16 protein-coding genes and 1 tRNA gene are annotated in these 12,218 nt (G+C 49.8%); 15 read left to right on the top strand and 2 right to left on the bottom strand.

The genetic code is table 11. The features are described 5' to 3' along the window. Positions 1-15: 15 nt before the first annotated feature. From cydX to nadA, 12 genes are all read left to right on the top strand, one after another. Positions 16-123, top strand: a complete 108-nt coding sequence (gene cydX / locus E8E00_RS04070) for a cytochrome bd-I oxidase subunit CydX (RefSeq protein WP_069591070.1) — start codon at positions 16-18, stop codon at positions 121-123. Continuing rightward, positions 116-412, top strand: coding sequence for a cyd operon YbgE family protein (locus tag E8E00_RS04075; protein WP_096629333.1), 297 nt, complete (start codon positions 116-118; stop codon positions 410-412). Before cydX ends, E8E00_RS04075 begins: the two co-directional genes overlap by 8 nt. 252 nt (positions 413-664) lie before the next feature. Further along, positions 665-1,078 carry a tol-pal system-associated acyl-CoA thioesterase gene (ybgC, locus tag E8E00_RS04080; RefSeq protein ID WP_077480368.1) on the top strand — a complete coding sequence of 138 codons (414 nt, stop codon included), beginning with the start codon at positions 665-667 and terminating at the stop codon, positions 1,076-1,078. Beyond that, positions 1,068-1,754 (top strand): protein TolQ, encoded by a 687-nt coding sequence (tolQ, locus tag E8E00_RS04085; protein ID WP_096629330.1) that lies wholly within the window; start codon positions 1,068-1,070, stop codon positions 1,752-1,754. The genes ybgC and tolQ overlap by 11 nt, the downstream gene beginning before the upstream one ends. 3 nt (positions 1,755-1,757) lie before the next feature. Further along, complete coding sequence (gene tolR, locus E8E00_RS04090) at positions 1,758-2,204, top strand: protein TolR (protein ID WP_069591075.1); 447 nt, start codon at positions 1,758-1,760, stop codon at positions 2,202-2,204. A gap of 9 nt (positions 2,205-2,213) precedes the next feature. Beyond that, on the top strand, positions 2,214-3,257 hold the full coding sequence (gene tolA / locus E8E00_RS04095; protein WP_096629327.1) for a cell envelope integrity protein TolA: 1,044 nt from the start codon (positions 2,214-2,216) through the stop codon (positions 3,255-3,257). A gap of 103 nt (positions 3,258-3,360) precedes the next feature. Further along, entirely contained in the window at positions 3,361-4,707 is a 1,347-nt protein-coding gene (gene tolB / locus E8E00_RS04100; RefSeq protein ID WP_096631465.1) for a Tol-Pal system beta propeller repeat protein TolB, read from the top strand. Between the two features lie 50 nt (positions 4,708-4,757). Then, positions 4,758-5,276 (top strand): peptidoglycan-associated lipoprotein Pal, encoded by a 519-nt coding sequence (gene pal, locus E8E00_RS04105; protein WP_069591079.1) that lies wholly within the window; start codon positions 4,758-4,760, stop codon positions 5,274-5,276. Between the two features lie 34 nt (positions 5,277-5,310). After that, positions 5,311-6,039, top strand: coding sequence for a tol-pal system protein YbgF (gene ybgF, locus E8E00_RS04110; RefSeq protein WP_096629325.1), 729 nt, complete (start codon positions 5,311-5,313; stop codon positions 6,037-6,039). Positions 6,040-6,151: 112 nt separating this feature from the next. Next, a complete protein-coding gene (locus tag E8E00_RS04115) occupies positions 6,152-6,556 on the top strand; it encodes an HI0074 family nucleotidyltransferase substrate-binding subunit (protein ID WP_371414230.1) in 405 nt (134 codons plus the stop codon). After that, a complete protein-coding gene (locus E8E00_RS04120) occupies positions 6,546-6,866 on the top strand; it encodes a nucleotidyltransferase family protein (RefSeq protein ID WP_240531903.1) in 321 nt (106 codons plus the stop codon). Before E8E00_RS04115 ends, E8E00_RS04120 begins: the two co-directional genes overlap by 11 nt. Before the next feature lie 149 nt (positions 6,867-7,015). Next, positions 7,016-8,059, top strand: a complete 1,044-nt coding sequence (gene nadA, locus E8E00_RS04125; RefSeq protein ID WP_096629316.1) for a quinolinate synthase NadA — start codon at positions 7,016-7,018, stop codon at positions 8,057-8,059. A gap of 1,134 nt (positions 8,060-9,193) precedes the next feature. Here nadA and E8E00_RS04130 read toward each other — a convergent pair. Beyond that, positions 9,194-9,568 carry a transposase gene (locus E8E00_RS04130; RefSeq protein ID WP_276306879.1) on the bottom strand — a complete coding sequence of 125 codons (375 nt, stop codon included), beginning with the start codon at positions 9,566-9,568 and terminating at the stop codon, positions 9,194-9,196. Positions 9,569-10,193: 625 nt separating this feature from the next. Here E8E00_RS04130 and E8E00_RS04135 point away from each other — a divergent pair. Both E8E00_RS04135 and nadS read left to right on the top strand, forming a co-directional pair. Continuing rightward, on the top strand, positions 10,194-10,529 hold the full coding sequence (locus E8E00_RS04135) for a type II toxin-antitoxin system RelE/ParE family toxin (protein WP_096629305.1): 336 nt from the start codon (positions 10,194-10,196) through the stop codon (positions 10,527-10,529). Continuing rightward, positions 10,526-10,813 carry a NadS family protein gene (nadS, locus tag E8E00_RS04140; protein WP_021024377.1) on the top strand — a complete coding sequence of 96 codons (288 nt, stop codon included), beginning with the start codon at positions 10,526-10,528 and terminating at the stop codon, positions 10,811-10,813. Before E8E00_RS04135 ends, nadS begins: the two co-directional genes overlap by 4 nt. 480 nt (positions 10,814-11,293) lie before the next feature. Here the strand turns inward: nadS and E8E00_RS04145 are convergent, their stop codons facing one another. Further along, a complete protein-coding gene (locus tag E8E00_RS04145; protein WP_096629302.1) occupies positions 11,294-11,872 on the bottom strand; it encodes a UPF0149 family protein in 579 nt (192 codons plus the stop codon). Positions 11,873-12,129: 257 nt separating this feature from the next. On the opposite strand from E8E00_RS04145, the gene E8E00_RS04150 reads away from it, so the two are divergent. Beyond that, a tRNA-Ser gene (locus E8E00_RS04150) sits at positions 12,130-12,217 on the top strand. Position 12,218 lies beyond the last annotated feature (1 nt).

Consider the following 12,218-nt stretch of genomic DNA (forward strand, 5'->3'; position numbering starts at 1 on the left):
TTAAGGAGCCTGCATATGTGGTATTTCACTTGGATTCTCGGCGTCCTGCTGGCTTGCGCGTTCGGTATTATCAATGCCCTTTGGCTTGAACATACCGAGGCGATGGATAAAGACAATGAGTGATCACACTCACGCACCGAAGGGGCGGGATTTCCCCGGCCCTTGGCGCCTGCTGTCACTTGCCTCAGCCTTGTTCTGGGGCGGTCAAGTGATGTGGCACCCTCAAGCGCTTGCCACGCAGATGGGGGGCTTTAATGTACTCATCGGGTTGGGATTGCTATATGCAACCTGCATTGGCGTTATTCATGCGGTGGGCTTTAGCGCCCAAGGGCGCTGGAGCCAGTGGCTAACGTGGCCGCCTTTAGGGTGGCTGGCGAGCATGATGCTGCTTTGGGTATGGCTGATGCGTTAAATAGCGTTCTACATACGCTTAAGCAAACGTGGCATCGGCGTCAAGGTGCGTAAAGTGACATCCAAATGACAAAAGCACCCAAGTGGTGCTTTTTTCTGCATTTAAGTGCCGAAAAAGCGCGAAAGTTTGGGGCATATCACTTCTCTTGGTAAGAATTGTTCAGAATCCGAGACTCGTATCGTGCGAGCATTTCTATGCGTAAACAACTTAGGTATAGTATTTGCCTATCTCTAAGCGACAATGGGTAAAGAAATGACAGGATCTGTGCCGTTTCGCTGGCCGATTCGCATTTATTACGAAGACACCGACGCGGGTGGGGTCGTTTATCACGCTAACTACCTCAAGTATTTTGAGCGCGCGCGTACTGAACTGCTGCGCGAAGTGGGTGTCAATCAACACACACTCTTTGACGACAATATCGCTTTTGTTGTTCGCCACATGGATATCGACTTTCAACGTGGGGCGCGATTAGACGATGCCCTCGAGGTTGTCACTACAGTGTCAGGCATCGGACGAGCGACCTTGACGTTTTGTCAAACTTTGGTGAATTCTGAGCAACAAACATTGTGTGCGGCGACGGTTAAGATAGCCTGTGTCGACCCAACAGTGATGAAACCCAAATCGATTCCAACACAGATAAAATCGGAGATATTACGTGACCGCTGAACTTTCCATTCTCGACCTGTTTTTGCAAGCAAGCCTGCTTGTTAAGGGAGTGATGTTGATATTGCTGGGTATGTCAGTGGTGTCGTGGGCGATGATTATCAAACGCTCTAAAGTCATGCAGCAGGCTTTTGGTAAAGCAGAACGCTTTGAAGACCGATTTTGGTCGGGGATTGACCTTTCTCAGCTTTTCCAAGAAGTGCAAGCACGAAAAGACGCCCTGACGGGGAGTGAGAAAATCTTCTATTCAGGCTTTAAAGAATTTGCCCGTTTGCACCGCAGCAATGGCAAAGTGCCAGAGGCGGTCATGGAAGGTACTGCACGTGCCATGCGTGTATCGCTTTCTAAAGAAGTCGAGGAGCTCGAAACGCACCTGCCTTTCCTTGCGACCGTGGGCTCGATCAGCCCTTACATCGGTCTGTTCGGGACTGTGTGGGGCATTATGCACGCATTTATTGCGTTGGGCGCAGTTAAACAAGCCACCCTTGCGATGGTTGCCCCAGGTATTGCTGAAGCCTTGGTAGCAACCGCCATGGGTCTGTTTGCCGCGATCCCTGCGGTGATGGCCTATAACCGACTGACTGCGAAAGTCTCCAAGCTTGAACACAATTACATAAACTTTATGGAAGAGTTTTCAAGTATCTTGCACCGTCAAGCGTTTGCGGCAACCCAGGAGTAATCCATGGCGTACCAACCGAAACGACGCAAAATGACGGCAGAAATCAATGTGGTGCCATACATTGATGTGATGCTGGTGCTGTTGATTATCTTCATGGTGACCGCTCCCTTTGTAACGCAAGGGGTGGATGTTGAGCTACCCAAGACGGCGGAAGCGAAAACCGCCGCAGAGCTGGCTAAAGAAGAAGACAGTGGCGCGTTTATCATTGTTGAAGTAGATAAGGACGGCCAACTCGGCTTGAGTGTGAATAATGGCGACATGGTCCGCGGATTAAGTTTGCAAGATACCTTGGTGCGCGTAAAAGCCGAGTTGCAGCTTAATCCTAATTCTCCGGTCTTAGTGGGAGGTGATGGCCGCGTGCCTTACTCGGAAATCATCTTAACGCTCGATGCGCTCAATCAGGCTGGTGTGTCATCGGTAGGCCTAATGACTGAACCTTATGAGTCATAGGGAAAAGCGATGAGCGAAACAAAGAAAGTCACCCATAAAAAAGACTCGTTAGCGCCTGCGCTGGCGATATCTGCCGCGCTCCACCTTGTGCTCGTAATTGTTCTTCTCGTTGGCGCGGACTTTGGAAAAACAGCCACGCCAACCCCGAAAGCGGGGAGTACGATTGATGCGACTGTGATTGATCCTGCGGTGGTGAATGCTCAAGCACAGAAGATCCGCCAACAGCGTGCCCAAGCCAAGCAAGAAGAAGCGGAGCGACTCAAGCGATTAGAGCAGCAAGCGCAGCGTCTTGAGCAGCAACGTGAACAAGAAGAGCAGCGCTTACGCGAGGTAAAACGGCAAAAGCTTGAGGCTGAGCGCCAAGCACGTGAAGAGAAAACACGTCTTGCCGAGCAAAAAGCCCAAGCAGAAGAGCAAGCGCGCATCGCGCGTGAAAAAGCCCAACAAGCAGAGCGCGAGCGTCAGCGTAAGCTGGAAGAAAAACGTCAGGCTGAACTCGCCGCGGAGCAGGCAGAAAAAGCGCGTCAGCAAAAACTAGCGGAACAACGCAAGGCCGAAGAGGCAGCGAAAAAAGCAGAGGCGGAGCGCCAACGCAAGCTCGCAGAGCGTAAGAAAGCGGAAGAGGAAGCCCGCAAAGCCGAGCAAGCGCGCCAAGAGGCAGAGCGAAAAGCCGAAGAGGCAAAACGCCGACAGCAAGAGCAAGAGGCGGCCTTAAACGATTTGTTCTCTGGCCTTGAATCTGAGGCCAGTCAGCGGCAAAGCGCACGCGGACAATTTATCCAAGATGAAGTGGCGCGTTATGGCGCCATTTTTACCCAAATGATCCAGCAACGCCTGCTTGTTGACGACGGATTAACGGGACAAGAGTGTGTGGTAAATATGCGCCTTTCGCCAACCGGTCTGCTTTTGGATGTAAAAGAGAAAGCGGGCAATACACGCTTATGTCGCGCAACTAAAACCGCGGTGGTATCTGTATCTCAATTTCCCATGCCAGATGATGGTGACATTATTGCCAAACTGCGTGAGATTGAGTTAACGGTTAGACCTAACTAATTGACAGGAAAAAGACATGATGGAAGTGAGCCTAGCTGGTGGCACAAACACGATGACAAAGAGGCGTAATCAGGCCGCATGGCAGCGTGCCCTAACGCGTGGTATGGCATTGATGGCCATGCTATTTGCCTGCCTGCTTTTAGCAACGCAACCTGCGCGCGCAGCACTCAAGTTGGTGATCACTGAAGGGGTAAACTCAGCCCGTCCCATTGGCGTGATCCCCTTTCAGTGGAAAGGGCAGGGTGAATTACCGGAAGATGTGTCGGGCGTGGTTGGGTCGGATTTACGCCGTAGTGGTAAGTTCAATCCGTTATCGGTGAGTGAAATGCCGCAAACCCCTTATCGCGACAGTGATGTCGACTATAACGCTTGGACTGCGTTGGGTGTGGATTCAGTACTCACTGGCACCATCACGCCAACCGCTGACGGTCGCTATCAAATTGATTATCAGTTGATTGATATCGTCCGTGGTCAACTCACCGGCGGAGAAAGTAAAGGATTGGGCGCGGACGGCCAGCTGGTCAAAACCGACGATCATTTATTGGTGAATAACCGCGCAACCGTGAAAGCCAGCGATTTACGCCGTTATGCGCATCGTATTTCAAATATTGTCTATGAAAAGCTGACTGGCGAAAAAGGCGCTTTCCTCACACGCATCGCATACGTGGTGATTGAGGAGGAAGCCGATTATCCGTATCAGCTGCGTTTGTCTGATTACGACGGATTTAACGAGCGCTTGGTGTTGCGTTCAAAGCAGCCGCTGATGTCTCCAGCATGGTCTCCAGACGGTCGCCAACTGGCCTACGTGAGCTTTGAAAATGGCCAAGCGGAAATCTTTATCATGGATATCTACACCGGTGAGCGTGAAAAGATTTCTTCGTATCCGCGCCACAATGGGTCACCGCGTTTTTCTCCAGATGGTAGCCAATTGGCACTGGTGCTTTCGAAAACCGGCAGCCTGCAGGTGTATACCTTCGATTTGAAAACGAAGAAGCTCACTCAAATTACACATGGCCGCGCGAACAGCACCGAGCCATTTTGGGATCCAGATGGTAACTCGCTTATCTACACCTCTGACCGGGGTGGCAAACCTCAGATTTATCGCGTAAATTTAGCCGACGGGACCAGCAGACGTATCACTTGGCAGGGCAACCAAAATATGGGCGGGCAACTCACGCCAGACGGTCGCTTCTTGATTATGGTGAATCAGTCAGCGTCGGGATATAACATTGCCAAGCAAGACTTAAACAGCGGGGCGGTGCAAATTCTGACCAAAACCTTGTTGGATGAGTCGCCAAGTATTGCGCCAAATGGCAGCATGGTGATTTACAGCTCGGTATATGGACGTAAAAACGTGTTGTCGCTTGTCTCAGTAGACGGTCGCTTTAAAGCGCGGCTTCCGGCAACCAACGGGCGCGTGCGTGCACCAGCCTGGTCACCTTACTTATAAGTTTTTAATTTTAAACAACGTGCGCTAACTTTCTAGAAAAGGAAAATAGAATGCAAATCAATAAAGTACTAAAAGGTCTGGCGGTGGCACTGCCGATGTTTACCTTGGCCGCTTGTAGCTCAAGCGACAGCGCAACGGGCAGCGGTGCGGGTCAGTCAACTAACCAAAACGGCACCACCGTCGTTTCTCCGGTTGACGGTCAAGGCTCAATGACTGAGCAAGAAATCCGCAACCAAGAGCTACGTCAGTCGCAAACCGTTTACTTCAACTTTGACGATTCGTCAGTTCTGCCACAATACGAAGACATGCTGGATGCGCACGCGACGTATCTGCGTAACAACCCAGCGATGGAAGTTGTGGTTGAAGGCCACACCGATGAGCGCGGTACCCCTGAGTACAACATCGCGCTGGGCGAGCGTCGTGCAGAAGCGGTATCTAAGTACCTGCAAGCACTGGGCGTTCCTGCAAGCCAGATTTCAATCGTAAGCTACGGTGAAGAGAAACCATTGGTTCTTGGCCAAAGCGAAGACGCGTACGCGAAAAACCGTCGCGCAGTATTGGTTTACTAATCCTCCCTTTGGGTGATGGATAAAAGGTATGACAATGAACAGTAACTCTGTGCGAACTCTCGCGCTGGCGTTACTGGTGAGTGTGGCAGCCCCAGTGGCTGCCGCACCTGCTCCGGTGACAGAAGTAGGGTCAGGTGGCACCGCCATTGAGCGCCTAGAGCGCATGCTGCAAGCGCGTAATCAAATGCAGCTCGATATGCAGCGTCAACTTGATCAAATGGCGCAAGAATTGAGCAATTTACGCGGTAACGTTGAACGAAATAGCTACGACATTCAACAAGTGGTTGAGCGTCAACGGGACCTCTATCGAGAAATCGATGATCTGCGCACGGCGAAATCCTCAGCGCCGAAAGAAACAAAATCCACTGATGAAAACCCGTCAGTGAACTACACCAGCGATCAAACCGAGAATGCGGCGTATGAAGCGGCCGTGAATCTGATCTTAAAAGAAAAAGACTACCAAGGGGCAACCAAAGCGTTTAATGCGTTTTTGCAAAAATACCCAGAGTCTGTCTACACCGCAAATGCCCATTACTGGCTAGGCCAGCTGTTCTTCTCCAAGCGTGACTTTGAACAGGCGAGCAAGGAATTTACTGCCGTAAGCCAGTTTAAAGATTCCAATAAACGCGCCGATGCCTTACTCAAACTGGGTTTAATTGCTCAGAAGCAAGGCAACACAGCGCAAGCCAATCAGTATTTCCAACAAGTCATTGATACTTATCCGGATTCTACCAGCGCTAAACAAGCGAAAAATGCGATGTAGGCAATAAGGTCCTAGGAGCCTAGGGCCTTAATGAATACAGAGCGCTGTGCTCGTGGGATACGAAAAGCGGGGACATGAGCGAGACAAACACAATGAGGTTAAAATGACGGGTATGCACCAAGAGCGCTGGCAGCTTAGACTTCAAAACTTGATTAAAGCGCAATACCGGCTTGCTAAAGCTTGTAGCCAAGAAAGCTACAATGAGCTTGAATTAGCCGGTTTGGTGCAAACGTTCGAGTTTTCATTTGAGCTAACGTGGAAGACGCTCAAGGATTTACTGAACTATGAAGGGTTCGATGTGGCATCTCCACGGAGTGTGATTCGTACAGCGTTAGAGGCAAATCACCTGTCTTCTGAACAATGTGAAACCTTGCTTGATGCGCTGATAAAACGAAACTTGCTATCACATACCTACGACGAACAAAACGCACTCGAGGCACAAAGGCTGATCGTCAAACATTACGCACCGATCATTGCCGATGTTATGCATTATTTGGAGAAAAAAAGTGGACAATAATGCCACGCTTGCAAGGGAGATGGGGCTAAAGCCACACCAATACCAGCTGATCCATGATTTTGTATTCAGTTACCCTAAAGTCAGATATGCTTGGGTGTTTGGCTCTCGCGCAACCGGTTCATTTAGAGACAATTCCGATATCGACATTCTGATTGAGGGCGATACGTTGACACTTAATGATGTTGCCATCATTCAAGATCAGCTTGAACAATCGACACTCCCCTACACTGTTGATATTGTAATCAAAAATCAAGTCCAATCGTCTGAACTTATCAAGCGGATCAAAGAAGAAGCCAAGCAAGTCAAGTAGATAAAAAGTCCTATTAGCGGTGATGGTATAAAACTGACTACGATATACTTTTTCCGTATTCCGTTGTCTAGGACCTAGAACCTCCGCCCTAGGACTCCAGCCCCACTCACGTTATACTACCCGGACTGGAAGTAAGCATGAGTAATCCCATGAGCCAAGTGATTGAAACGTCGCAAAGGGTTTATCCCTTTCCGCCGAAACCTGTGGCATTGAGTGACGCTGAGAAAAAACAACATGTTGCACGCATTAAACAACTGCTAAAAGAAAAAGATGCTGTGCTGGTCGCTCACTATTACACGGACCCAGAGATCCAAGCGCTCGCCGAAGAAACAGGCGGGTGCGTCGCGGACTCATTAGAAATGGCCCGTTTTGGCAATCAACATCCAGCCAAAACCCTGATTGTGGCTGGCGTTCGCTTTATGGGCGAAACAGCCAAAATTCTGACTCCCGAAAAAACGGTATTAATGCCTACACTGGACGCGGAGTGCTCACTGGACTTGGGTTGTCCGGCGGATGAGTTCACCAAGTTTTGTGATGCGCACCCTGATCACACCGTCGTTGTCTATGCCAATACGTCTGCCGCTGTAAAGGCGCGTGCCGATTGGGTAGTGACCTCGAGTATTGCGTTAGAAATTGTCGAGCACTTAGACAGTCAAGACAAGCCGATCATCTGGGGCCCCGATCGCCATCTCGGCGCTTATATTGAAAAAGAAACCGGCGCTGACATGCTGCTATGGCAGGGTGAATGTGTGGTGCATGATGAATTCTCGGCCCAAGCGCTTGAGAAAATGAAGCGTCTTTATCCAGACGCGGCGATTTTGGTTCACCCGGAATCACCGGCGAGTGTGGTGAAAATGGCCGATGCGGTGGGCTCGACCAGTCAGCTGATTAAAGCGGCGCAAACCTTGCCGAACAAAAAACTGATTGTGGCCACCGACAAAGGCATTTTCTACAAAATGCAGCAAATGGTGCCGGAAAAAGAGCTCGTTGAAGCACCCACAGCCGGCGCGGGCGCGACCTGTCGAAGCTGTGCCCATTGCCCTTGGATGGCCATGAACGGCTTGAAAGCGATAGAAAACGCGCTAGAAAACGGTGGCAAACAGCATGAAATCCACGTAGATGCAGCATTACGTGAAAAGGCGTTAATCCCTCTTAACCGGATGCTTAACTTTGCCGCGGAAATGAAGGGATAACCTGGTTAAAATTGGCGCCGATCGTGACAGGCGCCCGTTGACAATGTGCCCATATCCAACAAAGCCCTGGGGCTTGTGTCACCTACACCAATGGGATCATCGATATATAAACCAGGCGTAGGTCGGACAAGCGCCGGTGCGGTGTTAATCATGAATACCCAAGCCAAAGCGCGCCTCCGACATTGGCGGCCAAATTTGGCACCGATGTTAAATTTGGCGCCGATCGTGACAGGCGCAGTGCAACTGGCGCCCGTTGACAATGTGCCCATATCCAACAAAATCCCGGGGCTTGTATCATCGTCGCCAATGGCACCACCGATATATAAACCAGGCGTAGGTCGGACAAGCGCCAGCACAATGCCAATCATTATCACGATATATGCCGCGCGCCCGTTGCACGGCGCCTCCGACATCGTGGTCAAAATTGGCGCCGATCGTGAATGGCATCATTGACGTTAAAGTATGTGTAGGTCGGCATAAGCGCCTTCTCGATCGCACAAGCTTGGCGTGATTTCTGCCGCGCGCCCGTTGTACGGCGCCATCGGACATGAAAGCCAAGTTTAGCGCCAATCTTGAATGGTATCATTGCCGTTAAAGTACGCGTAGGTCGGCATAAGCGCCTTCTCGATTGCACAAGCTTGGTGTGATTTCCGCCGCGAGCCCGTTGCACGGCGCCATCGGACATGAAAGCCAAGTTTAGCGCCAATCTTGAATGGTATCATTGCCGTTAAAGTACGCGTAGGTCGGCATAAGCGCCTTCTCGATCGCACAAGCTTGGCGTGATTGCTGCCGCGCGCCATCCGACATCAAAGCCAAAGATTAACCCCGATCGTGACAGGCGCCTGTTGGCTCAATACATTGTATCGACATCTTACCGGGCTTGTGTCACCTACACCAATGGGATCATCGATATATAAACCAGGCGTAGGTCGGACAAGCGCCGGTGCGGTGTGAATCGTGTATACCCAAGCCGAAGCGCACCTCCGACATTGGTGGCCAAATTTGGCACCGATGTTCAATTTGGCACTGATCGCGACAGGCGCCCGTTGACAATGTGCACACATCCAACAATGTGCCGGGGCTTGTATCATCGTCGTTTAAATGATCGGTATGCACGGGTAATCGTTTAATCTGTCAATACAAATTCCACGAAGGATGATAAATCCCTCTTTTAACTTCACGATGAAATGAGGAATACGGCCAATCAACGACGCGCTCAACCCAACCATGTTTAACCGGATTGAAATGCACATAATCAAAATGATGCTTAAAATCTCGCTCATCCCTGATTGTATGCTCCCAAAACCGATCTTGCCATACCATCCCTTTTCCCATGATAAATCGCTTGTCTATTCGCGACACACTTTTAGTAAATAGCTTCTTTATCTCGCGCCACCTGGTTGAATAATCTGAGTCATTATCGGGAAGTGTCCAAATAGCATGTAAATGATCAGGTAAAACGACCCAAGCATTAATTTGAAAAGGGCGAGACGCTTTGACGGTTGCCACCGCTGAGCGCAGTAACCTTATATGCTCCGTGAGCAATTGCATCTCTCTGTTGTGTAGATTTACCGTAAAAAAATACGTGCCACCATGTGCATAATTTCTCCGATACCGCATTCCAGGCTCTCTTTTGCCAGCTTCACATACGATCAAGTGACGCGAACCCAAGGCAGGAATCAAGTTTCATTACAATAAATTAGAATTCAGCCGCGAAACAAGATCGAAGGTGTTTGTTGTGCCGGGGCTTGTGTCATCGTCGCCAATGGAATCACTGACATACAAACCAGGCGTAGGTCGGACAAGCGCTGGGGCGATGTCAATCATGAAAAACCCAAGCCGAAGCGCGCCTCCGACATCTTGCCGGGGCTTGTGTCACCGTCGCCAATGGGATCATCGATATATAAACCAAGCGTAGGTCGGACAAGCGCCGATGCGATGTCAATCATTATCCCGATATATGCCGCGCGCCTCCGACATTGGCGGCCAAATTTGGCACTGATCGTGACAGGCGCCCGTTGGTAATGTGCATCAATGAACATATTTTTAGTGTACTTTGTACCCATTATTTCGTTAGGCTATGTTGACAGCGGGTACTTAGTACACATACTATAAGGTATAAGGAGTTCCAAACGTGAGCCACGCACTCCATTTTATTGAGACCCCAACATTTACCAGATTAATTACTGCACTCGCATCTGATGATGAATTGAAAGAGCTACAGAGCGAACTCATCGCTCAACCTGAAAAAGGCGATCTGATTCAAGGTACAGGTGGGCTAAGAAAAGTCAGGATGGCCAAGAAAGGGCAAGGAAAGAGCGGGAGTCTAAGGGTCCTATATTATTTTGCTCACGCTGAAACCATTTATTTAGTGTATGTATATGCTAAAGCAACGCAAGAAACTTTGACACATGAAGAGAAAAAGCAGTTGAAAGAACTCGTTAAACAACTTCGAGGTGATGGAGAATGAGTATTTTTGCAGATCTAAAGACGTCCCTTGAAGAGGCGGTCGAAATCAAGAAAGAAAACATGGAGCCCTCTCGTGTTACTTCTTATGCCATTGAAGACGTTAAGGCTATTCGTGAAGATATTCTGAATGTATCTCGCTCTGAGTTTGCCAAAGCGATGAGCGTGAGCGTAGAGACAGTAAAAAGCTGGGAAAATAAGCGTCGTAACCCCTCAGGCTTAGCGGCGAAGGTGCTTCACACTATTAAAGATAACCCTGAGTTTTATAAAGCATTAGAAGCTCATTAGTGGCAGCAAGTTGTTTATATTACCTAAGAAATCTATAGGTCGGACAAGCGCCAGCACAATGCCAATCAATATCACGATGTGTGCCGCGCGCCCGTTACACGGCGCCTCCGACATGAAAGCCAAATTTAGCGCCGATGTTAAATTTTGCACTGATCGTGACAGGCGCCCGTTGGCTCAATACATCGTATCGACATCTTACCGGGGCTTGTGTCACTTACACCAATGGGATCATCGATATATAAACCAGGCGTAGGTCGGACAAGCGCCGGTGCGGTGTTAATCATGAATACTCAAGCCAAAGCGCGCCTCCGACATGAAAGCCAAATTTGGTACCGATGTTAAATTTGGCGCCGATCGTGACAGGCGCCCGTTGATAAGGTGCACATATCCAACAATGTACCGAAGCTTGTGTCACCGTCGCCAATGGGATCATTTGACGGAATACGGAGATCTAAGTGCCTAGGACCCAGGCCCCTGCTTTTATGCCCCTTCCGCATCCTCCGCCAACGCCGCGCCGTGGAGGGTTAAACCACATAACATGATTGGCATCGCATTATATATTTCTTCAAACTGTGCTAACTCTTCTGCGCCTTGTGCTTCCATGGTAGATAGCGCTGTTTCTGGATCATAGAGCAAGCTGATTGACAGCACGACACCGCCGAGAAGGGCATTACTTTCGGTGTTTTCCGGCATCAAGGTTTCCCAATCATCACGCGTCAAACTCCAGCCTTGGAGCAAGCCTTCGGCAAAATCACGTGTTGCTTGGTTGACGATCTCTGCATCATCAAGGGCACAACCCTCTGGCCAGAGCCATTGTTTGTCTAACAGTTGTTGGCGCTGTTCATTCCAAATATCGACAATCAGGTTCGCGTAGTCTTCAAATTGCTCGTGATTTTCAAACGGCGCTTGTTCTTCACCGCCCCAAAGTACAGGTAGCCACTCACTCGGGCTAATCACATGGGGGGCAGCCGCCATGGCGGTAACGACGCCACGGGTTTGCATCTCATTCAATAGCTTGTCGCTATCGGCATGTTGGGCAAGAAATTCAGATAAAGTCATTACAAGTCTCAGCCAGCTGTTATCGTTGATGGGCGGAGTTTAACAGTTTTCGTTCTCGCTTGCGTTGTTACATCATGGATTCCCACGTCTTTCCATTCCAAATGCGCCTGCGAATAAGCGAATTAGGGTAGATGTGGTGAGAAAGCAGTCATTCGCACCGATAAAGGTGCTTAACCGGTTGACCCCAAGGCGGCAACTCACTATAGTACACCCCCGTTAGCGCAGATGGCTTTAGCTTATTAGCGCTAAAACAATATGGTGAGGTGTCCGAGTGGCTGAAGGAGCACGCCTGGAAAGCGTGTATACGGCAACGTATCGAGGGTTCGAATCCCTCTCTCACCGCCAT

The organism is Salinivibrio sp. YCSC6 (assembly GCF_004916735.1).
GTDB lineage: Bacteria > Pseudomonadota > Gammaproteobacteria > Enterobacterales > Vibrionaceae > Salinivibrio > Salinivibrio proteolyticus.

Excerpts from the sequence above, each read along its gene's own strand:
- E8E00_RS04075 (WP_096629333.1), top strand. The coding sequence starts at position 116 with ATGAGTGATCACACTCACGCACCGAAGGGGCGGGATTTCCCCGGCCCT.
- tolB (WP_096631465.1), top strand. The coding sequence starts at position 3,361 with ATGGCATTGATGGCCATGCTATTTGCCTGCCTGCTTTTAGCAACGCAA.
- cydX (WP_069591070.1), top strand. The coding sequence starts at position 16 with ATGTGGTATTTCACTTGGATTCTCGGCGTCCTGCTGGCTTGCGCGTTC.
- nadA (WP_096629316.1), top strand. The coding sequence starts at position 7,016 with ATGAGCCAAGTGATTGAAACGTCGCAAAGGGTTTATCCCTTTCCGCCG.
- pal (WP_069591079.1), top strand. The coding sequence starts at position 4,758 with ATGCAAATCAATAAAGTACTAAAAGGTCTGGCGGTGGCACTGCCGATG.
- E8E00_RS04115 (WP_371414230.1), top strand. The coding sequence starts at position 6,152 with ATGCACCAAGAGCGCTGGCAGCTTAGACTTCAAAACTTGATTAAAGCG.
- ybgF (WP_096629325.1), top strand. The coding sequence starts at position 5,311 with ATGAACAGTAACTCTGTGCGAACTCTCGCGCTGGCGTTACTGGTGAGT.
- nadS (WP_021024377.1), top strand. The coding sequence starts at position 10,526 with ATGAGTATTTTTGCAGATCTAAAGACGTCCCTTGAAGAGGCGGTCGAA.
- E8E00_RS04145 (WP_096629302.1), bottom strand. The coding sequence starts at position 11,872 with ATGACTTTATCTGAATTTCTTGCCCAACATGCCGATAGCGACAAGCTA.
- tolA (WP_096629327.1), top strand. The coding sequence starts at position 2,214 with ATGAGCGAAACAAAGAAAGTCACCCATAAAAAAGACTCGTTAGCGCCT.
- ybgC (WP_077480368.1), top strand. The coding sequence starts at position 665 with ATGACAGGATCTGTGCCGTTTCGCTGGCCGATTCGCATTTATTACGAA.
- tolR (WP_069591075.1), top strand. The coding sequence starts at position 1,758 with ATGGCGTACCAACCGAAACGACGCAAAATGACGGCAGAAATCAATGTG.